The sequence below is a fragment of the Serratia sp. CY38905 genome (assembly GCF_052168875.1).
GTDB lineage: Bacteria > Pseudomonadota > Gammaproteobacteria > Enterobacterales > Enterobacteriaceae > Serratia > Serratia sarumanii.
The window spans coordinates 1-18,800 of record NZ_JBJNLV010000009.1 but is presented as its reverse complement, the minus strand read 5'-3'; the positions used below and the strand labels follow the sequence as shown (position 1 = coordinate 18,800).

The following is an 18,800-nucleotide window of genomic DNA, read 5'->3' as shown; positions in this document are numbered from 1 at the left end:
GAAGGCAGTGACGCCTTCGGCTTTTTTGGAGTCATGAGCAATGAGCATATCCCAAGTTCCGCTTTCGCGGCGGCGGTTTATCGTCGGCGCCGGGGCGTTGGTGATCGGCGCCTATCTGCCGTCCACCGGCGCGCTGGCGCGGTCGAATGCCCCGGCCGCCTCTGGCGCGGCGGCGTTTGACGCCAACGCCTTCGTTCAGATCGGCGCCGACGGCGTCGTCACCGTCATCAGTAAACACACCGAAGTGGGCCAGGGGGTCTATACCGGCATGGCGACGCTGGTTGCCGAAGAGCTCGATGCCGACTGGGCGCAGGTGCGGGTCGTCGCCGCGCCGGTGGACACCCATATCTACAAAAACCTGAGCTTCGGATTCCAGGGCACCGGCGGTTCCAGCTCGGTGGCCAATGCCTATGAGCAAATGCGCCGCATGGGCGCCATGGCGCGTGCGCTGCTGGTGCAGGCCGCCGCGCAGAGCTGGAAAACCTCGGCGCAGGAAATTACCGTGCAGGCGGGCAGGATTCGCCATGCCGCCAGCGGACGCGAAGCGGGCTTCGGCGAATTCGCCGCGCTGGCCGCCACGCTGCCGCCGCCCGATCCCGCCAGCCTGACGCTGAAGGATCCGGCCAATTTCACCCTGATCGGCAAAACGCGCGGCCTGCATCGCGTCGATTCGCTGGCGAAAACCAACGGCAGCGCGCAGTTCTCGCAGGATATCCATGAGCCGGACATGCTGACCGTCACCATCAAGAAACCGCCGCGTTTCGGCGGCAAGGTGGCGGCCTTCGACGCCGAACGCGCGCTGGCGGTGCCGGGCGTGGTGGCGGTGAAACAGGTTGCCACCGGCGTGGCGGTTTACGCCAAAAATACCTGGGCGGCGATCCAGGGGCGGGAGCGGCTGAAGGTGACGTGGGACGATGCGCAGGCCGAACGGCGCAACACCGAGGAGATCTACGCCGAATTCCGCCAGGTGGCGCAGAAAACCGGCGTGGTGGCGAAGAGCCACGGCAAGCCGGACGAGGTGTTCGACAAGGCCGACAAGGTGATCGAGGCCGAATACACCTTCCCGTACGTCGCCCACGCGCCGATGGAGCCGCTGGACGGCTATCTGTTCTGGGACGGCGAGAGCGTCAAGGCGCGCTACGGCTGCCAAATTCAAACGCTCGATCACAAGCAGCTGTGCGATCTGTTCGAGTTGCCGCCGGACAAGGTGCAGATTGAAACCATTCTGGCGGGCGGCAGCTTCGGCCGGCGCATCGATTTAGGCAACCCGACGCTGGGGCCGGATCTGGCGGCCGACATGGCGGCGGCGGCCAAGGGCATCGGCCCCGGCCACGGCGTGAAGGTGGTATGGACGCGCGAGGACGACATCCGCAACGGCTGGTATCGCCCGATGATCCTGCACCGCCTGCGCGGCGCCATTCGCGGCGGCAAGGTGGTGGGCTGGACCGATACCGTGGTCGGCCACTCCTGGACGCGCCACAGCGCGATGGATGCGCTGGTGGTCAACGGACTCGATCAGATGATGGTCGAGGGCGCCAGCGAAGTGTCATACACCTTCGAAGCCTTCCGCTGCGATGCGCACATTGTGCCCGGCAAGGTGCCGACCACCTCGCTGCGGTCGGTCGCCAGCACCCACACCGGCCACGCGGTGGAGAGCTTTATCGATCAACTGCTGCAGGAAACCGGCCAGGATCCGGTCGAAGGGCGGCTGGCGCTGATGGGCGACGCGCCGCGCGCGGCGGGCGCGCTGCGGGCGGTAGCGAAAGCCGCTGACTGGCAGGGCGCCAAGGTGGTGGACGGGCGCGCGCGCGGCGTGGGCGTCGCCAAGGCGTTCGATACCTATGTGGCGCAGGTGGCCGAGGTGTCGATCGGCGAAGGCGGCATCCCGAAAGTGCACAAGGTGTGGTGCGCGGTGGACTGCGGCGTGGCGGTGAACCCCGATGTGATCCGCGCGCAGATCGAGGGCGGCATCGGCTACGGCCTGAGCATGGCGCTGTACGGCAATATCACGCTGAAAGACGGCGTGGTCGAACAGTCCAACTTCAATAACTTCCGCCCGCTGCGCATCGATGAGATGCCGGAGATCGAAGTGATCATCGTGCCCTCGAGCGAGAAACCGACCGGCGTGGGCGAGCTGGGGGTGCCGACCATCGCCCCGGCGGTCGGCAATGCGCTGGCGCTGCTCGGGCGGCCGCGCACCTCGCTGAGCCTGCCGCTGCATAATCCCACCGCGAACCCGGCGTCTGACAAGGAGAGAACCTGATGATTCAATTAACCGTAAACGAGCAGCCGCTGACCTTCGAGGGCGATCCGCACATGCCGCTGCTGTGGTTCTTGCGTGACGAAGCCGGCCTGACCGGCACCAAGTTCGGTTGCGGCATCGCCATGTGCGGCGCCTGCACCGTGCATCTGGACGGCGTGCCGGTGCGGTCGTGCATGACGCCGATTTCGGCCGCCGTCGGCAAAAAAATCACCACCATCGAAGCCGTGGGCGCCACGCCGGAAGGCAAGGCGGTGCAGGAGGCCTGGCTTGATCTGGATGTGGTGCAGTGCGGCTACTGCCAGTCCGGCCAGATCATGAGCGCCAGCGCGCTGCTGGCGCAAAGTAAAAATCCGAGCGATGCGGACATCGACGCGGCGATGGGCGGCAACGTCTGCCGCTGCGCCACCTATGTGCGCATTCGCGCCGCCATCCACCAGGCCGCCAAGGCGTTGGGTTAGGGAGAGATGTGATGAGCAACGCCTTGAAAGGGCTGTTATGGCTGATTATCGCCGTGGTGGTGTTGGCGGGAGGATATGCGCTGTACACGCTGCTGCGGCCCACCGGCGCGGAGCCTGCGGCGCCGATCGCCGGAGCGCCGGCCGGCATCACCGATAAACTGGCGCGCGGCGAGTACCTGGCGCGCGCCGCCGACTGCGTGGCGTGCCACACCGCGCCGGGCGGCACGCCTTATACGGGCGGCTTCGCCTTCAAACTGCCGTTCGGCACCATTTACGGCACCAACATCACCGCCGACAAGGAGACCGGCATCGGCAACTGGAGCGACGATCAGTTCGTACGTGCGGTGCGTGAGGGCATCGGCCCGCACGGCAACCTGTATCCGGCGATGCCGTACACCTCCTACACCGGGCTGAGCCGCGACGACGTGCTGGCGATCAAAGCCTATCTGTTCAGCCTGCCGCCGGTGAAGCAGGCCAACCCGCAAAACGATCTGTCGTTCCCGTTCAATCAGCGTTGGGGCATGAAATTCTGGAACCTGGCGTTCTTCCATGAGCAACGCTTTACGCCGGATCTCAACAAGGACGAGCAGTGGAACCGCGGCGCCTATCTGGCGACGGCGCTGGGCCACTGCGGCGAGTGCCATACGCCGCGCAATCTGGGGTTCGGCCTCAACCAGAGCAAGCACCTGAGCGGTGAAGTGGTGCAGGGCTGGTTCGCCGCCAACATCACGCCGGATAAGCAGACCGGCATCGGCGGCTGGAGCGACCAGCAGCTGTCGCAATATCTGGCCACCGGCCATGCGCCGGGGCGCAGCAGCGCCGCCGGCCCGATGGCGGAAGCGGTGGAAAACAGCCTGCAGTTCCTGACGCCGGAAGATAATCTGGCGCTGGTGAAATACCTGCGCGATATCGAACCGATCGCCGGCGACGCCGCCGCGGCGGTAAATCTGCAGCCGAAGGGCGCGGGGGCTTCCACGCCGATCCTGCCGGGCGGGCAAGAGCAGTCGCTCGGGCGGCGGGTGTTCGCCAACGACTGCAGCGGCTGCCACCAGTGGAACGGGCCGGGCCGCCAGAGCGAGTATGCGTCGCTGGTGGGCAGCACGGCGGTGAACGATCCGCAGGGGCGCAGCGTGGTGCAGGCCATCCTGAAGGGGACGAGCATCAGCATCGGCGAACGGCATGAAATGATGCCGGCGTTCGGCAGCGCCTATTCCGACGAGGAAGTGGCGGCGGTCGCCAACTTCGTGGTCGGCCATTTCGGCGATAAGCAGGGCAAAGTCACCGCCAAACAGGTGGCGGAGCAGCGCAAGCAGTAAAGCGAAAAGGCGCGCGGGCCGGTTTAGCCTGCGCGCTTCTCGACCAGAAAGTCCAGCAGCGCCCTGACCTTGGAAGACATGTGCTCACGGGAGGGGATATACAGGTAGAAGCCGGGAAACGGCTGCGACCAGGGCTGCAGGATCCGTACCAATTCACCGCGTTCCACCAGCGCCTTCACGGCGAAATCAAAGTGCTGAATAATGCCGACATGCTGCAAGGCGGCGCGGATCATGCCGTCGTCGTCGTTGGTGATCACGCTGCCTTGCGGCTCGACGGAAAAGGTATGGCGCGCGTGCCGCTCGATAGTGGAAAACTCCCATTGATAAATGGCACCGCTGGTTGCGTGACGAAAAGCGATGCAGTTGTGGTTGACCAGATCCGCCGGCGTGGCGGGCGTGCCGTTACGGCTGAGGTACTGCGGCGTGGCCACCGCCACCAGTTCCACCTGCGGGGTGATGGGGATCGCCACCATATGCTCGGCGAGGCTTTCACCCAGCCGCACGCCGGCGTCGTAGCCTTCGGAAATGATGCTGGCCATGCCGTCGTCCATCACCAGCTCAAGCTTCAGCCTGGGATAGCGCGCCAGAAATTCACCGACATGCGGTTCGATAAAGTGCTTGGCGGCCGTGCGCGAAGCGTTTATCCGCAGCAGCCCCGCCGGCTCGTGGCGGCTCTCTTCCAGCGTGCCGACGGCGTGTTCGATCGCGTTGAGGGCGGGAGCCAGGGCCTCGAGCAGGCGTTGCCCTTCCTCCGTGAGCGACATATCGCGGGTAGTGCGGTAGAGCAGCTTGACGTTCAGCTGTTTTTCCAGCGCCTTTAGATTTTGCGACAGCGCGGCGCGGGAAACGCCCATTTGGGCCGCCGCTTTGGTAAAGCTGCGATGCTGCGCGATATGCGCGAACCACGCCAGTGAGGGAAGCAGGGAAGGATCCATCGATACGTTCCGCATTGTAAATCACAGCTTAACACTGTAGTCCATTCCCTGGGCTTCTCAAAGAACAATACGGCGTCTAAAGTGAGCGTTATCCCAGCGGAAGCGATACCGAGCGCGTTTCCCGAGCCAGCAACCCTGTGAGGAACTCATGATGAAAACGGTCAAAATCAAGCGTCAGTATTGGGACATCGCGGCGGATATTCATTTCCCGCCGGATTTCGACGAGCGGAAAAAGTACCCGGCGATCATCAGCGCCCACCCGATCGGCAGCTGCAAAGAGCAGACCTCGGGGAACGTCTATGGCGCGGCGCTGGCGAAAGCCGGTTTTGTGGTCATCGCGTTCGACGCCAGCTTCCAGGGCGAGAGCGGCGGCGAACCGCGCTTTATCGAAGATCCCACCCAGCGCGTGGAAGATTTTCGCGTCGTGACCGATTATCTGGTGACGCTGGATTACGTTGACGACCAGCGTATCGGCGTGCTCGGCATCTGCGGCGGCGGCGGTTACGCCATCAACGCCTCAATGACGGAGCGGCGCATCAAAGCGGTGGCGACCATCACCGGCGCCAACTATGGCCGGGTGATGCGCGAGGGCGTGTTGGCCAATGGCGATCCTGTGGCTTTTCTTGAGGATATTGCCCGGCAGCGCACCGCAGAGGCGCGCGGTGCGGCGCTGCGCGTGGATGTAGGCCTGTATCCGAGCGTTGAGGCGGCGCAACAAGACGGCGCCGATATCGATCTGCGCGAAGCGACGGAGTACTACCGTACGGCGCGCGGCGAGAAGCCGAACGGCGTAAACAAGACGCTGTATTCCCACAACGCGGCGGCCGTAGGCTGGGACGCGTTCCACCTGGCGGAAGTGCTGCTGACCCAGCCGCTGTTGGTGATCGTCGGCGGCAAGCCCGGCCTGTTCGGCGCGTTGCGCGACGGCTATGAGATTGTGCGCCGCGCCAAATCGCAGCACAAAGAGCTGGTGGTGGTGGAAGGCTGGTCGCATTACGATCTCTACGACAAACCGGAGCCGGTAGCCCGGGCGCTGGAGAAGCTGGTGCCATTCTTTAAAACCACGCTGTAAGAGGCAGGCCAGGGGGCGAGGGAGCTTCTCCCTCGCCGTGGCGTCAGCGGCTGCGGCGCGACATGACCCGCTTGTCTTTCGGTCTATCCTGCCAGTCCTCAACCTGGTTATTGAAGTTGTCCGCCAGCAGGTAGGCCGGGGTTTTCGCCAGCCAGTCGGACAGCGAAATGTCCTGATAAATGCCGTTGTCCATCACGATCAGCACCTTCAAATCCTCATCGCCGATGTTCTCGATGTAATGGCCGAAGCCCTGCGGCACGTAACCGACGTCCGAAGGGGCGTACTCTTCCGTCTGCGCGTGGCCGTGCGAGCTGAACACCGTCATGCGGCCCTTACCGGCAATATAGTATTGCCATTCGTTGGCATTGGGGTGCCAGTGCAATTCCCGGATCGCGCCGGGTTTCACGATCTCGATGATGCCGGTCATGGTGGTTGAGATGGGAAATTCTTTCGACGACACCAAATGGACGCTGCCGGCGTCATTTTCAAAGAACGGTTTTTGCTTCATTAATTCATAGCGGTGGGTCAGCGGGGCGTTATTTAATCCGCCGTCGTTTTTCGGCAATGGCAAGGTGGGCGGAACGGCGCCGCCGACAATATAGGCCTCGCCCTGTTTGGCCTTGGAAAATACCGCCGCCGGCATGTTGACGCTTTTTTCCAATACCTCTTTCGGCATATGCGCCACCCAATCGGTAATGCTGAAGGTACCGAATTCGGAGAAGTGCCCATTATCGAACGCCAGAATAAAATGCGCGCCGTCTGCCAGCGCCTGAATGGAATGGCCATAGCCTTTCGGGAAATACCACACGTCGCCGGGGCCGAAATCCGCCACCTCGCATTTTCCCTCGGGATCGAGGATGGTGATGCGAGCATGGCCTTCCAGCATAAACGCCCATTCGGCGGCGATGGCGTGCCAGTGCAGCTCGCGCACGCCGCCCGGCTCCAGCGTCATGTCCACGCCCGCCACGCCTTCGGAGATCGGAAATTGCTCGACGGTGGCTTCGCGCGCCCAGCCGCTGGGCAGGCTGCGTTTCTTGCTGTCGGTGAATTTGTATTTATAGAGATGCTGCGCATCGGCAGGCGGCTGATAGCTGCTGGGGGGGACGATATTGCGATGATCGTCGGCAGTGGCATTTTTTACGATGCCGCCGATCATGCCGGCGGCGGCCGCGCTGACGGCGGAGACTTTCAATATATCACGACGCGATAGCATAGCATTTTCTCCAATATAAAACCGCGCGTCTGAATAGGCAGGCGCGGGGAAGGCAAAATTGCTCTTAAAAGGTGTTTTGTCATCGGCGAAATAGGCTGCGACCCTTAAATCCTAGCGGCTGGAATGTATTGCGTAGGCGCTTATTTGTTTGCGTTTGTTACTAAGTGAGTGCAGGTTTAATTAATTTATCTGAAGTTGAATAGTCATTAAGTGGAATTAATTTTAGTCGCTGACCTGTTTAAATAAATAATAAACGAACGTCATTTTTTATTGGCCGTTCGGGCTTTTTATGACTGCGCCACGGTCTCCAGCACCAGCTGACGAAAGCGCTCGACGATCGGCGAAGCCGGGCTGCGGCGCAGCGCCAGGTAAAGTGGGGCGCTGAGCTGCGCTTCTTCGGCGAGGGTGCGGTAGACGATGCCGTCGCCGCCCAGCCGCCGCATCGAGCCGGGCACCACTGACAACCCCAGCCCGGCGCCCACCAGGCTGAGGGTGGCCGGCAGGCGCGGCGCTTCCTGCACGATGCGTGGGCTGAAGCCGGCGCGGTGGCAGGCGGCCAGGATGGCGTCGTACAGCCCCTGGCCGGCCGGGCGGCGATAGAGAATAAACGCTTCGTGGGCCAGTTCGGCCAGCGGCAGCGGTTGCTGCGTCTCATGCGCCAGCCGGTGGCCCAGCGGCAGGGCGACGATCATCGGCTCGCTGAGCACCGGCTCCACGCTCAGGCCGGGAATGCCGTTGGCCGGCGAGCGCACGAAGGCGGCGTCGAGGCGCTGTTCCAGCAACGCCTCCATCAGTTCGCCGCTGCCGGCTTCTTCCAGCTGGGTGGTGATGCCCGGCAGGATGTCGCGGTAGCGGCGCAGCAGGTTGGGCACGAACGGGTGCAGCGCGGCGGAGCTGGTGAAGCCGATGGCGATGTGGCCCTGCTCGCCGCGGGCGGCGCGCTGCACCGCTTCGCGCAGGCGTTCGGCGCGCGCCAGCAGGGCGCGGGCCTCTTCGAACAGCACGCCGCCCGCTTCGGTGACGCGCACGCCGCGCGGCAGGCGCTGCAACAAGGTTACGCCCAGTTCGTCTTCCAGCCCCTGCAGCAGGCGGGTCAGCGGCGGCTGCTGGATAAACAGCCGCTCGGCGGCGCGGGTGATGTTGCCTTCTTCCACCACGGTGACGAACGCCCGCAGGCGACGCAGTTCGATCATTGCCATACCTCAAAGGTATCTTTAGTTGTTTAGGAATGCATTAGACATCATGGCACGGCGGCGCGCATGATACCAGACATCAAAACAAGCGATGTGGAATGGCAATGTCATGTCAGATATCAATACGTTAAAACCGCACCCGGCGGCAGCGCCGGGCAACGCGGAGCTGTTTGTGGGCTTTCTGTGGCTGGGGCTGATCGGCTTCGGCGGCGTGCTGCCGCTGGCGCGCAGCATGTTGGTGGAGCGCCGGCGCTGGCTGAGCGGCGAACAGTTTACCGAGCTGCTCGGGCTATGCCAGTTCCTGCCCGGCGGCAACGTCATCAACCTGTCGGTGGCGGTGGGCATGGAATTTCGCGGGTTGCGCGGCGCGCTGTGCGCCTTGCTGGGCCTCATCAGCGCGCCGACGGCGATCGTGGTGGGGTTGGGCGTGGTCTACGCCCGCTTCCAAAACGATCCGCATGTGCAGCATGTGTTCGCCGGGCTGGCCGCCGCTGCCGCCGGGCTGCTGCTGTCGACCGGGATCAAGATGCTGCTGCCGCTGCGCGGTAAATGGCCGGCGCTGGCGATCGTCGCGCTGGCATTGATCGCCATCGCCTGGCTGCGCCTGCCGCTGTTGCCGACCATGCTGATGCTGGCGCCGCTGAGCATTCTGCTGATGTGGCGGTGGCCGTCATGAGCGGGGTTTTAATTGCGCTGGCGCTGATCTTCACCGAGCTCTCGCTGCTGGCGTTCGGCGGCGGCATGACCATTCTGCCGGAGATGCAGCGGCAGGTGGTGGAGGTGCATCGGTGGATGAGCGCCCAGGAGTTCAGCGCGCTGTTCGCCATGGCGCAGGCCGCGCCGGGGCCGAACATGATGATCGTGCCGCTGGTCGGCTGGCACGTGGCCGGTTGGGCGGGGCTGCTGGTTTCTTCGGTCGCCAAGTTCGGGCCGTCTTCCATCGTTACGCTGCTGGTGATGGGTGCCTGGCGGCGCTTTAAGGATCGCCCGTGGCGCCGCATCGTGCAGGCCGGGCTGGTGCCGCTGACCGTGGGGCTGGTGGCGGCCAGCGGCATCTTGATCGCCGAGGCTTCTGCGCCCAGCTGGCGGCTGGCGGCGATCGTGGCGCTGGCGACGGGATTGAGCATGAGCAAGCGCCTCCATCCGCTGTGGGTGCTGGCGGGCGGCGCGCTGCTCGGGTTGCTGTTCGCCTGAGGGATTAGCGCGGGATCAGCATAAAGCGTGAAGGGCCGTTGCGATCGATCAGCTCATAGCGCTTCGGCGCGGTCAGGGCCAGAAACGCCACCATGCCGCCTTCGGCGTCGGTCAGCGTCATGCCGTCCGGCGTCGGCCGCCAGGCGACCGGCAACGTTTGCAGCGCCAGCGGCTGCAGGCACTGGGCGGAGGCGCTGAAGCGGAAGGCGTTGGTGTTGGCCACCGCTTCGTCGCTCAGCTGCACCTCGCAGACGGCTTTACCGTCGCCGATGGCGGCGAGCTGCCAGTCGCCCTTCAGCGCGGCGGGTTCCAGCAATGGCAGTGAACTGCCCAGGGCACTGCTGCACAATACGCTCATAACGACTCCCGTCAGGCTGGCGCGGCGCAAGGCGCGCATAAGAAAAAAGGTTGGCATCGGGTCACTCCTTTCGGCTGTCCATTCACACTTTAGCACGTACCCCCGTGATGATGAGGGAAGGATTAGGTTTTTTAATCCTCGATTATTCTGATCTAACCGGCGATAAAATGCGCAAAAAGACGAATGATTAACCCGTTAATGCACTTATTTTTCTCATTAATATAGTGAGAATACAAATTGTTACGAGTATCTCCATCTCAATGCCCGGCACGGTGAAGCCAGGCGGGGCGGGCTCGCGCCGCCGGGGTGAGTCACTATACTGGTCATTCCTAAGCCTTGGCTTAGATTAGAACGACTGATGAATAGTCTTACAAAGCGAGTGGGTTCCTATTGTGTAAAAGGAGAATGCAATGAGCAGTCGCCACAATGACATTTTGCAAGATGATGATGAGTTCACCAGCCTGGCCGCCACATCCCCCAACGATCATAACTATCAATTTTACTATCACCAGCCCGGCAGCCCCTATGACGGATTGGGCTACGGCGCGCTGTTTACGCTGGACAACGCCAACCTCTACAGTAACCAGCGCGGTGGGGCAGCCATCAACAACCTGGGTAAAATCCGCGATAACTTCAGCTTCGATCGCGCCGCCGACCAGCTGACGCGGCCGGGCCTGACGCACAACGGCGACCAGGTGTATCACCAGCCGATCGCGCTGACCTATTCCTTCCTGACGCAGAGCGCGCTGAACCGCATCGGCCAGACCGGCGACGGCGACAAGGGGCTGCAGCCGCTGACCCAGGCGGCGCAGGCGCAGGCGCTGAAATCGATGCAGGCCTGGGCCGACGTGGCGAACGTGACCTTTACCGAAACGGCGTCCACCGATATCAACCATCGCGCGGACATCACCTTCGCCTACTTCACCCAGCGCGCCGACGGCAGCACCGCTGAGGGCAGCGGCCCGAATGCCATTAATGCTTACGCCTATTACCCGCCGAGCTCCAAACCGGGCAGTGATAACGCCTTTGCCGGCACGGTGTGGTTCAACAAGAACTTCGCCACCCATCAGGCGCCGGTTAGCGGCGATTTCAGCAGCCAGACCTTCACCCACGAGCTGGGGCATGCCCTGGGGCTGGCGCATCCGGGATCTTATGACGCCTCGTTGGGCAACCCGAGCTACCAGAACGACGCGGCTTACTATCAGGATTCGCTGCAATACTCGATCATGAGCTATTTCAACGCCGGTTACACCGGCGCCGACACCAAAGGGGTGTATGGCTATGGCCCGATGGTGGATGACATCGCCGCGATCCAAAAATTGTACGGCGCCAACATGAACACCCGCACCGGCGACACGGTGTACGGCTTTAACTCCAACACCGGGCGCGATTTCCTGACCGCCACGGCGGACAACGGCAAACCGGTCAACTTCGCGGTGTGGGATGCCGGCGGCAACGACACGCTGGACTTCTCCGGCTACAGCCAGCAGCAGATGATCAACCTGAACGACGGCGCGTTCTCCAGCGTCGGCGGCGGCACGCAGAACGTCGCCATCGCGCGCGGAGCGATCATCGAGAACGCCATCGGCGGCAGCGGGCGCGATGTGATCATCGGCAACGATCAGGACAACCTGCTGGCGGGCAACGCCGGCTCCGACATCCTGTACGGCGGCCTGGGGGCGGATCATCTGTGGGGCGGCAAAGATGCCAACAACTTCACCGACTATTTCGTCTATCTCAATGCCAAAGAGTCCACGGTGGCGGCGTTCGACGTGATTGAAGACTTCGAGCACGGCATCGACAAGATCGATCTCTCCGGCCTGCGCTTCAACAACAGCCTGAGCGAGCTGCGCTTTATCGACAGCGGCAGCGCCTTCAGCGGCCAGAAAGGCGAGATCCAGCTCAACTTCGACGCCTTCAACGGCACCACCGATCTGTTGATGAACACCCAGAGCAACAGCTATGCCGCCGACTTCAAGATCCACGTGGTTGGGCAGGTGGAGCAGAGCGATATTCTGTTTGCCTGAGGGCGATGCAGGGGAAAGAGAAAAGGGCCGAACGGCCCTTTTTTTACGGCTGGGCCACCGCGGCGCTTTCCGCTACGAAAGAGCCGGTTGCCACCGCGCCGGCGCGGCGGTAGTGGGCCACGATCACGCCGCCGGGCGAGACCACCGATTGAGCCAGCGTGAAGGCCGCCGGCGCCGCGTTGTCATCGAACAGCCGCTTGCCGCCGCCGAGCAGCACCGGGTAGGTGAGCAGGCGCAGTTCGTCCACCAGATCGTTGGCCAGCAGCTGTTGCATCAGCGTGCTGCTGCCCTGCACCAGCAGTACCGGCCCCTGCGCGCGTTTCAGCTCGCGCAGCCGGGCGAGGATGTCCCGCCCCAGCCACTGGCTGTTCTGCCACGCCAGCGTCTCGCCGTGGTGGGTGGCGACGTACTTGGTGGCCTGATTGAACACGCGGGCGATATCGGCGGATAACGGGTCGGCCTCGTCGGTGATCTGCGGCCAGTAGCCGGCGAAGATGTCGTAGGTGCGCCGCCCCAGCAGCAGATCGAACGGCGCAGAGAAAAGATCGCCCATCGTTTCCGCAATGGCGTCATCCCAGTAGGGGGCTGTCCAGCCGCCGAAGCGAAAGCCACCGCTGCGGTCTTCGTCCTGCCCGCCGGGCGCCTGCATCACGCCGTCGAGGCTGACGAAGGCGCTGGCAATAATCTGTCGCATGGCTGTCTCCTGCCGTTGAGTGCCAGCTGAAAGTTTAGCCGCCGCGCGGCGGCTGCGCCAACCGGCCGCTCAGGGCCGCAGCGCCTTGAGCAACGCCTGATGGAAACGCTCCGGCTCCTCCATTTGCGGCGCATGGCCCAGCCCGGCGAACTCGATCAGCGTGGTGTGCGGGATCAGCTTCGCCGCCTGTTTGCCCAGCTCCGCGTAGTGGCCGATCCTGGCCTTGACCGCCGGCGGGGCGATATCGCTGCCGATGGCGGTAGTGTCGGCGGTGCCGATCATCAGCGTAGTGGGGGTTTGCAGATCCTTGAACTCGTAGTACACCGGCTGGGTGAAGATCATGTCGTAGATCAGAGCCGAGTTCCACGCCACCAGGCGATGGCCCGGCCCGTTGTTCAGCCCGGCCAGCATATCCACCCAGCGATCGTACTCCGGCTTCCAGCGGCCGCCGTAGTAGGTGCGCTGCTCATAGTTGCGGATGCCCTCGGCGGAGGTGTTCAGCTCGCGCTCGAACCATTGATCGACGCTGCGCCACGGCACGCCTTTCGCCTTCCAGTCCTCGAGGCCGATCGGGTTGACCATGACCAATTGCTCCACTGCCTGCGGATACATCAGGCTGTAGCGCGTGGCCAGCATGCCGCCGGTGGAGTGGCCGATGACGATGGCCCGGCTGATTTTCAGGTTCTGCAGCAGGCCGTGGGTGTTTTGCGCCAGCTGTTGGAAGCTGTACTGGTAATGCGCCGGCTTGGTGGAGGAGCAAAAGCCGATTTGATCCGGCGCGATGACGCGGTAACCGGCCTTGCTCAGCGCCTTGATGGTGTCCTGCCAGGTGGCGGCGCAGAAGTTTTTACCGTGCAGCAACAGCGCGGTGCGGCCGTTGGCGGCACCTTCCGGCGGCACGTCCATATAGCCCATTTTTAACGGCTGCCCCTGCGAGGTGAAGCTGAACTGCTGCAACGGGTAAGGGTAGTGAAAACCCTGCAGCTCCGGGCCGAACTTAGGCGTTTCGGCGGCGGCGGGGAACGCGGCCAGCGTGGCGCACAGCAGCGCGCGACGGGTGAATCTCAGCATCCTGATCTCCTGAAAAACGGACGATAGCCGAGTATAGCCACAATCAGGGCGTCGGCGCGCCGATGGTTTCAGATAATTCTGTAATGTTACGGCCCGATCCCGGGCAAGGTTCCGGCCACGGCCTTGCACACAGTGAACGCGGTCACGCCGCGCAACATTGGCGGTGCCTGATGGTTTTATTTCAAGGCTAAGTTATGCGATGCTTAAGCATTATTTATGCAAAAGGATCCTCGCATGTCCGCTTTATCCCGCTGCGCTTTCAGCGAAGGCAGCGTCGCTTTGCCGGAAGGCTATGCCGATCGCACCGTCAACGTGCTGTTGGCCGGCGATGATGTTTCCCCCTCAATCAATATTTCCCGCGATGCGCTGCAGCCGGCGGAAAACCTGGAAAGCTACGTCACCCGCCAGCTCGATGCGCTGGCGCAGGGGCTGAAAGGCTGGGCGTTCAAAAGCCGCGAGCCGGCGACGCTGGGCGATGGATTAACCGCCGGTGAATGGGTGCGCGCCAGCTACCTGCGCGACGGCAAGCGCATCTGGCAAAACCAGGCGGTGTTCGCGCTGGCGGAGGGCCGGGTGCTGGTGTTCACTCTGGCGATGGCGCGCAAGCTGACGCCGCAAGACGACGCGCTGCTGCAGCAGGTGCTGAGCAGCTACCGTGCGGCCTAACGATGAACTCTTTGCGTAAAAGGATCTTACGATGACCGAAGCGGCTCGCGTCGGCGATACCATCGGGCATTCCCATGCCCTGGCCGGCATGATTGCCGGCACGATTGTCGGCGGCCTGATCGCCGCCGCAGGCGCGGTGGCGGCGGGTGCGCTGTTCGTCGCCGGCCTGGCGGCTTCCTGTATCGGCGTCGGCGTGCTGCTCATCGGCGCCAGTCTGGCGGTGGGGTATCTCACCGGGGAGGCGGCCACCGCGGCGCGCGACGGCATTGCCGACGCCGGCGCCGGTAGCCTGACCCCCAAAGGCAATATCGTCACCGGCTCCCCCAACGTCTTCATCAACGGCAAACCCGCCGCGCTCGCCACCAACAGCCAGGTGACCTGCAGCGACGACGGCCCGAGCATGCAGATGGCACAGGGCTCCGACAAGGTCAGCATCAACGGCCAGCCCGCCTCGCGCGTGGGGGACAAAACCAACTGCGACGCGCAGGTGATGGAAGGTTCGCCCAACGTGTTTATCGGCGGCGGCACCGTCACCACCTTGCCGATCAAGCCCGAAGTGCCGGATTGGCTGTACAAGGTCTCTGACCTGACGCTGCTGTTCGCCGGCCTGGTGGGCGGCGTGGGCGGCGCCGCCGGCAAGCTGGGGGCGCTCGGCAAACTGCTGGGCAAGCTGCCCGGCATCAACAAGCTGGCGCGCATCGCCTGCCGCGCCGGCACCCTGATGACCGCCACCGCCGCCGTCGGCATTATCGCCCGGCCGGTGGATATCGTCAGCGGCCAGAAATTCCTCGACGGCGAAGACGATCTCGATTTCGTGCTGCCTTCGCGCCTGCCGGTCGCCTGGCAGCGCTATTGGCGCAGCGGCAACCCCGGCGACGGCGTACTGGGCCGCGGCTGGAACCTGTTCTGGGAGAGCAGCCTGCAGCCGTATCAGGACGGCCTGGTGTGGCGCGCGCCTTCCGGTGACTTCGTCGCTTTCCCCAGGGTGCCGCGCGGCCACAAAACCTACTGCGAAGCCGAAAAATGCTGGCTGATGCACAACGACGACGGCAGCTGGCAGCTGTTTGACGTCGGCGAACAGATTTTCCATTACCCGCCGCTGGCGGGCGATCAGCCGAGCCGGCTCAGCATGATCACCGACGCCATCGGCAACGCCACCTCGCTGTTTTACGACGACGAGGGGCTGCTGAGCGAACTGGTGGACAGCGCCGGGCAGCGCCTGATGTGCCGCTATGCGCAGGGCCGCCTGCGCGAAGTGGCGCTGCAAACCGCCGAAGGCGAACGGACGCTGGCGCGCTACGATTACGATGAGCAGGGCCAACTGACGACGGTCAGCAACCGCGCCGGTGAGGTGACGCGCCGCTTTGGCTGGCGCGACGGCCTGATGATCAGCCACCAGGACGCCGCCGGGCTGCTGAACGAATACCAATGGCAAGAGATCGACGGTGTGCCGCGCGTGACGGCCTACCGCAACAGCGCCGGAGAATCGCTGGAGTTCGGTTATGACTTCGCCGGTGGGCGCCGCAGCGCGGTGCGCGGCGACGGCAAACGGGCGGAGTGGCGGCTGGATGACGACGACAACGTGGCGCAGTACACCGACTTCGATCAGCGCCGCTACGGTTTTATCTACCAACGCGGCGAACTGTGCAGCGTGCTGCTGCCCGGCGGCGCGCAGCGCCAGAGCGAATGGGATCCTTACGGCCGCCTGCTGTCGGAGACCGATCCGCTCGGCCGCGTCACTCGCTATCAATATTCGCGCAACAGCGGCCGGCTGTTCGCCGTCGCGTACCCGGACGGCAGCAGCGAAGCGCAGCACTGGGATACGCTGGGGCGCCCGACGCGCTATGTCGATGCGCTGGGCAATGCCACGCTGTACCGCTATCCGGATGACGAAGAGAGCCTGCCGGCCGGCGTGATCGACGCGCTGGGCGGGGAAGTGAAGCTGGAGTGGGACGCCCGCGGCCAGCTGACGCGCTACACCGACTGTTCCGGCAGCGTGACGGCTTATACCTACGATGCGCTGGGGCAACTGACGGCGCAGACCGATGCCGAAGGCCACCAGACGCGCTACTGGTGGGATAACGGCGGGCGCCTGCACACCCTGATCCACCCGGACGGCGGCGAAGAGCGCTTTAACTGGAATGCGCACGGCCAGCTGGCAGAACATCAGGACGCGCTGGGCAGCCTGACCCGCTGGCAGTACAACGCCCTGGGGCTGCCGGTCAGCATCACCGACCGCATTAACCGCACCCGGTGCTATCACTACAGCCCGCAGGGCTGGCTGACGCGGCTGGAGAACGGCAACGGCGGCGAATACCGCTTCAGCTACGATGCGGTGGGCCGCGTGCTGGCCGAAGAGCGCCCGGACGACACCCGCCACTATTATCGCTACGGCGCGGCCGGGCTGTTGGAGGAGCACCGCGAGGTCGGCCTGCCGGGCAGCGCGGGTGAGCTGACGCAACGCGAACAGCGCTTCCGCTTCGACGAGGCGGGGCAACTGGTCTGGCGCGGCAACGCCAGCGCGGAATGGCATTACCGCTTCGACGCCATGGGACGGCTGCGCGAGCTGAACCGCCTGCCGACGGTGAGCGGTGCGGCGCTGGGCATCGAGCCGGACAGCGTGCAGATGCGCTATGACGCCGCCGGGCGGCTGCTCGGCGAGCAGGGCGTGAACGGCGAGCTGCAATACCAGTGGGATGCGCTGGCCAACCTGCAGGCGCTGACGCTGCCGCAGGGCGATCGCCTGCAGTGGCTGTATTACGGCTCCGGCCACGCCAGCGCCATCAAATTCAACCAGCAGGTGGTGAGCGAGTTCACCCGCGATCGCCTGCACCGGGAAACCGGCCGCAGCCAGGGCGCGCTGCAGCAGCAGCGGCGTTACGACGCCATGGGCCGCCGCAGTTGGCAGAGCAGCGCCTTCGGCCACGACAAACTGACCCGGCCGGAAGACGGCGTGCTGTGGCGCGCTTATCGCTATACCGGCCGCGGCGAGCTGGCCGGAGTGAGCGACGCGCTGCGCGGCGAAGTGCACTACGGTTACGACGCCGAAGGCCGCCTGCTGCAACACCGCGAGCCCAATCAGGGCAAACCGGGCGCACGGCTGGTGTACGATTTGGCGGATAACCTGCTGGGCGAGCGCAGCCCGCAGAGCGACATCGACGCGCACCTGCCGCTGGCGCCGATTGTCGATAACCGCCTGACGCACTGGCAAAAACTGTTTTACCGTTACGACGCCTGGGGCAACCTGATCAGCCGGCGCAACGGCCTGTATGAACAGCACTACCGCTACGACGCTGACAATCGACTGGTGCAGGCGCATGGCCGCGGCCCGCAGGGCGAGTTCGAGGCGCAGTATCATTACGATGCGCTGGGCCGCCGCAGCCGCAAGGCGGTGCGCTACAAGGGCAAAACCGAACAGACGACTCGTTTCCTGTGGCAGGGTTACCGGTTGCTGCAGGAGCAGCGCGACGACGGCAGCCGCCGCAGCTGGAGCTACGATCCGGCCAGCCCGTGGAGCCCGCTGGCGGCGCTGGAGCAGGCGGGCGACAGCCGCTCGGCGGATATTTACTGGTATCACACCGATCTGAACAGCGCGCCGCTGGAGGTGACCGACGCGGCGGGCAACCTGTGCTGGTCCGGGCAATACGACACCTTCGGCAAGCTGCAGGGCCAGACGGTGGCCGGCGCGGCGAAGCGGCAGGGCGCGCAATATCAGCAGCCGCTGCGCTACGCCGGGCAATATCAGGACGACGAAAGCGGCCTGCACTACAACCTGTTCCGCTACTACGAACCCGAGGTGGGGCGTTTCACCACGCAGGATCCGATAGGGTTGGAAGGCGGGTTGAACCTTTATCAGTATGCGCCGAACCCGCTGATGTGGGTGGATCCGTTGGGGTTGACAAATGAGGATGTAACGACATTCTATCATGCTGGTGATATTAAAGGAGCAATAGACCCTTCTTACGGAAACGGACTAAAAGACTTTGATCCAGCAGGCAAAGGTGGATTCTATGTTACGACTGATAGAGCTCAAGCGGAAAGGTGGGCTCAGATGAGAACCGACCGAAATATGTCTATAACTCAATTTGATGTGCCAAATTCAGAATTAGCCAAACTTAATATTAAAACGTTTGGTTCAGCAAATGCAGAGTGGGCTGAGTTTGTCACGAAGGCTAGAGCAGGAACTCTTGCACATTCATATGATGCCGTGAGTGGCCCTATGCTATTGAATTTAAAAGATTTCAGGAGAGGGGGTAAACCTAGGGCTGGTGGTTCCCAATTTGCAATATATAGTGATAAAGCAGCAACAACATTTAATAAATACAAATCAGGATGTAAGT

Annotated in this window: 15 protein-coding genes; 9 read left to right on the top strand and 6 right to left on the bottom strand. The window is 63.5% G+C overall.

What is annotated here, in order from left to right; all coding sequences use genetic code 11:
• Positions 1-40: 40 nt before the first annotated feature.
• From ACJ8MK_RS17955 to ACJ8MK_RS17945, 3 genes are read left to right on the top strand one after another with little or no spacing between them, the layout of a single operon-like run.
• Complete coding sequence (locus ACJ8MK_RS17955) at positions 41-2,263, top strand: molybdopterin cofactor-binding domain-containing protein (RefSeq protein WP_442517952.1); 2,223 nt, start codon at positions 41-43, stop codon at positions 2,261-2,263.
• A complete protein-coding gene (locus tag ACJ8MK_RS17950; RefSeq protein WP_033648257.1) occupies positions 2,263-2,721 on the top strand; it encodes a (2Fe-2S)-binding protein in 459 nt (152 codons plus the stop codon). The genes ACJ8MK_RS17955 and ACJ8MK_RS17950 overlap by 1 nt, the downstream gene beginning before the upstream one ends.
• A gap of 11 nt (positions 2,722-2,732) precedes the next feature.
• Positions 2,733-4,037, top strand: coding sequence for a c-type cytochrome (locus ACJ8MK_RS17945; RefSeq protein WP_442517951.1), 1,305 nt, complete (start codon positions 2,733-2,735; stop codon positions 4,035-4,037).
• A 23-nt stretch (positions 4,038-4,060) separates the two neighbouring features.
• On the opposite strand, the gene ACJ8MK_RS17940 is transcribed toward ACJ8MK_RS17945, so the two are convergent.
• Positions 4,061-4,972 (bottom strand): LysR family transcriptional regulator, encoded by a 912-nt coding sequence (locus ACJ8MK_RS17940; RefSeq protein ID WP_033655268.1) that lies wholly within the window; start codon positions 4,970-4,972, stop codon positions 4,061-4,063.
• Between the two features lie 151 nt (positions 4,973-5,123).
• Between ACJ8MK_RS17940 and ACJ8MK_RS17935 the strand changes: the two genes are divergently transcribed.
• Positions 5,124-6,044: an alpha/beta hydrolase gene (locus ACJ8MK_RS17935; RefSeq protein ID WP_033655266.1), complete on the top strand. Its 921-nt coding sequence runs from the start codon at positions 5,124-5,126 to the stop codon at positions 6,042-6,044.
• A 43-nt stretch (positions 6,045-6,087) separates the two neighbouring features.
• Here the strand turns inward: ACJ8MK_RS17935 and ACJ8MK_RS17930 are convergent, their stop codons facing one another.
• A complete protein-coding gene (locus ACJ8MK_RS17930) occupies positions 6,088-7,257 on the bottom strand; it encodes a cupin domain-containing protein (protein WP_442517950.1) in 1,170 nt (389 codons plus the stop codon).
• A gap of 287 nt (positions 7,258-7,544) precedes the next feature.
• Positions 7,545-8,456, bottom strand: a complete 912-nt coding sequence (locus ACJ8MK_RS17925; RefSeq protein WP_060452975.1) for a LysR family transcriptional regulator — start codon at positions 8,454-8,456, stop codon at positions 7,545-7,547.
• Positions 8,457-8,559: 103 nt separating this feature from the next.
• On the opposite strand from ACJ8MK_RS17925, the gene ACJ8MK_RS17920 reads away from it, so the two are divergent.
• Together ACJ8MK_RS17920 and ACJ8MK_RS17915 are read left to right on the top strand one after the other, a co-directional pair.
• Entirely contained in the window at positions 8,560-9,126 is a 567-nt protein-coding gene (locus ACJ8MK_RS17920) for a chromate transporter (RefSeq protein ID WP_103774019.1), read from the top strand.
• Entirely contained in the window at positions 9,123-9,644 is a 522-nt protein-coding gene (locus tag ACJ8MK_RS17915) for a chromate transporter (protein WP_033655286.1), read from the top strand. The genes ACJ8MK_RS17920 and ACJ8MK_RS17915 overlap by 4 nt, the downstream gene beginning before the upstream one ends.
• 4 nt (positions 9,645-9,648) lie before the next feature.
• Here ACJ8MK_RS17915 and ACJ8MK_RS17910 read toward each other — a convergent pair whose 3' ends face one another.
• Positions 9,649-10,002, bottom strand: a complete 354-nt coding sequence (locus tag ACJ8MK_RS17910; protein ID WP_033648487.1) for an AprI/Inh family metalloprotease inhibitor — start codon at positions 10,000-10,002, stop codon at positions 9,649-9,651.
• 410 nt (positions 10,003-10,412) lie between these two features.
• Here ACJ8MK_RS17910 and ACJ8MK_RS17905 point away from each other — a divergent pair, with 410 nt between their 5' ends.
• Positions 10,413-12,029, top strand: a complete 1,617-nt coding sequence (locus ACJ8MK_RS17905) for a serralysin family metalloprotease (protein ID WP_103774020.1) — start codon at positions 10,413-10,415, stop codon at positions 12,027-12,029.
• A 43-nt stretch (positions 12,030-12,072) separates the two neighbouring features.
• Here the strand turns inward: ACJ8MK_RS17905 and ACJ8MK_RS17900 are convergent, their stop codons facing one another.
• Both ACJ8MK_RS17900 and ACJ8MK_RS17895 read right to left on the bottom strand, forming a co-directional pair.
• On the bottom strand, positions 12,073-12,723 hold the full coding sequence (locus ACJ8MK_RS17900; protein WP_033655260.1) for a dihydrofolate reductase family protein: 651 nt from the start codon (positions 12,721-12,723) through the stop codon (positions 12,073-12,075).
• Between the two features lie 69 nt (positions 12,724-12,792).
• On the bottom strand, positions 12,793-13,794 hold the full coding sequence (locus ACJ8MK_RS17895) for an alpha/beta fold hydrolase (protein WP_442517949.1): 1,002 nt from the start codon (positions 13,792-13,794) through the stop codon (positions 12,793-12,795).
• Between the two features lie 234 nt (positions 13,795-14,028).
• On the opposite strand from ACJ8MK_RS17895, the gene ACJ8MK_RS17890 reads away from it, so the two are divergent.
• Positions 14,029-14,460 carry a DcrB-related protein gene (locus tag ACJ8MK_RS17890; protein ID WP_041035031.1) on the top strand — a complete coding sequence of 144 codons (432 nt, stop codon included), beginning with the start codon at positions 14,029-14,031 and terminating at the stop codon, positions 14,458-14,460.
• Positions 14,461-14,491: 31 nt separating this feature from the next.
• Positions 14,492-18,800, top strand: a 4,309-nt coding sequence (locus ACJ8MK_RS17885; RefSeq protein WP_442517948.1) for an RHS repeat-associated core domain-containing protein, incomplete at its 3' end; no start/stop codon positions are given.

What these genes read in the sequence shown, in the direction of transcription:
- ACJ8MK_RS17935 (WP_033655266.1), top strand. Translation starts at nt 5,124, where the DNA reads ATGAAAACGGTCAAAATCAAGCGTCAGTATTGGGACATCGCGGCGGAT.
- ACJ8MK_RS17940 (WP_033655268.1), bottom strand. Translation starts at nt 4,972, where the DNA reads ATGGATCCTTCCCTGCTTCCCTCACTGGCGTGGTTCGCGCATATCGCG.
- ACJ8MK_RS17915 (WP_033655286.1), top strand. Translation starts at nt 9,123, where the DNA reads ATGAGCGGGGTTTTAATTGCGCTGGCGCTGATCTTCACCGAGCTCTCG.
- ACJ8MK_RS17905 (WP_103774020.1), top strand. Translation starts at nt 10,413, where the DNA reads ATGAGCAGTCGCCACAATGACATTTTGCAAGATGATGATGAGTTCACC.
- ACJ8MK_RS17890 (WP_041035031.1), top strand. Translation starts at nt 14,029, where the DNA reads ATGTCCGCTTTATCCCGCTGCGCTTTCAGCGAAGGCAGCGTCGCTTTG.
- ACJ8MK_RS17955 (WP_442517952.1), top strand. Translation starts at nt 41, where the DNA reads ATGAGCATATCCCAAGTTCCGCTTTCGCGGCGGCGGTTTATCGTCGGC.
- ACJ8MK_RS17910 (WP_033648487.1), bottom strand. Translation starts at nt 10,002, where the DNA reads ATGAGCGTATTGTGCAGCAGTGCCCTGGGCAGTTCACTGCCATTGCTG.
- ACJ8MK_RS17900 (WP_033655260.1), bottom strand. Translation starts at nt 12,723, where the DNA reads ATGCGACAGATTATTGCCAGCGCCTTCGTCAGCCTCGACGGCGTGATG.
- ACJ8MK_RS17950 (WP_033648257.1), top strand. Translation starts at nt 2,263, where the DNA reads ATGATTCAATTAACCGTAAACGAGCAGCCGCTGACCTTCGAGGGCGAT.
- ACJ8MK_RS17925 (WP_060452975.1), bottom strand. Translation starts at nt 8,456, where the DNA reads ATGGCAATGATCGAACTGCGTCGCCTGCGGGCGTTCGTCACCGTGGTG.
- ACJ8MK_RS17895 (WP_442517949.1), bottom strand. Translation starts at nt 13,794, where the DNA reads ATGCTGAGATTCACCCGTCGCGCGCTGCTGTGCGCCACGCTGGCCGCG.
- ACJ8MK_RS17930 (WP_442517950.1), bottom strand. Translation starts at nt 7,257, where the DNA reads ATGCTATCGCGTCGTGATATATTGAAAGTCTCCGCCGTCAGCGCGGCC.
- ACJ8MK_RS17945 (WP_442517951.1), top strand. Translation starts at nt 2,733, where the DNA reads ATGAGCAACGCCTTGAAAGGGCTGTTATGGCTGATTATCGCCGTGGTG.
- ACJ8MK_RS17920 (WP_103774019.1), top strand. Translation starts at nt 8,560, where the DNA reads ATGTCAGATATCAATACGTTAAAACCGCACCCGGCGGCAGCGCCGGGC.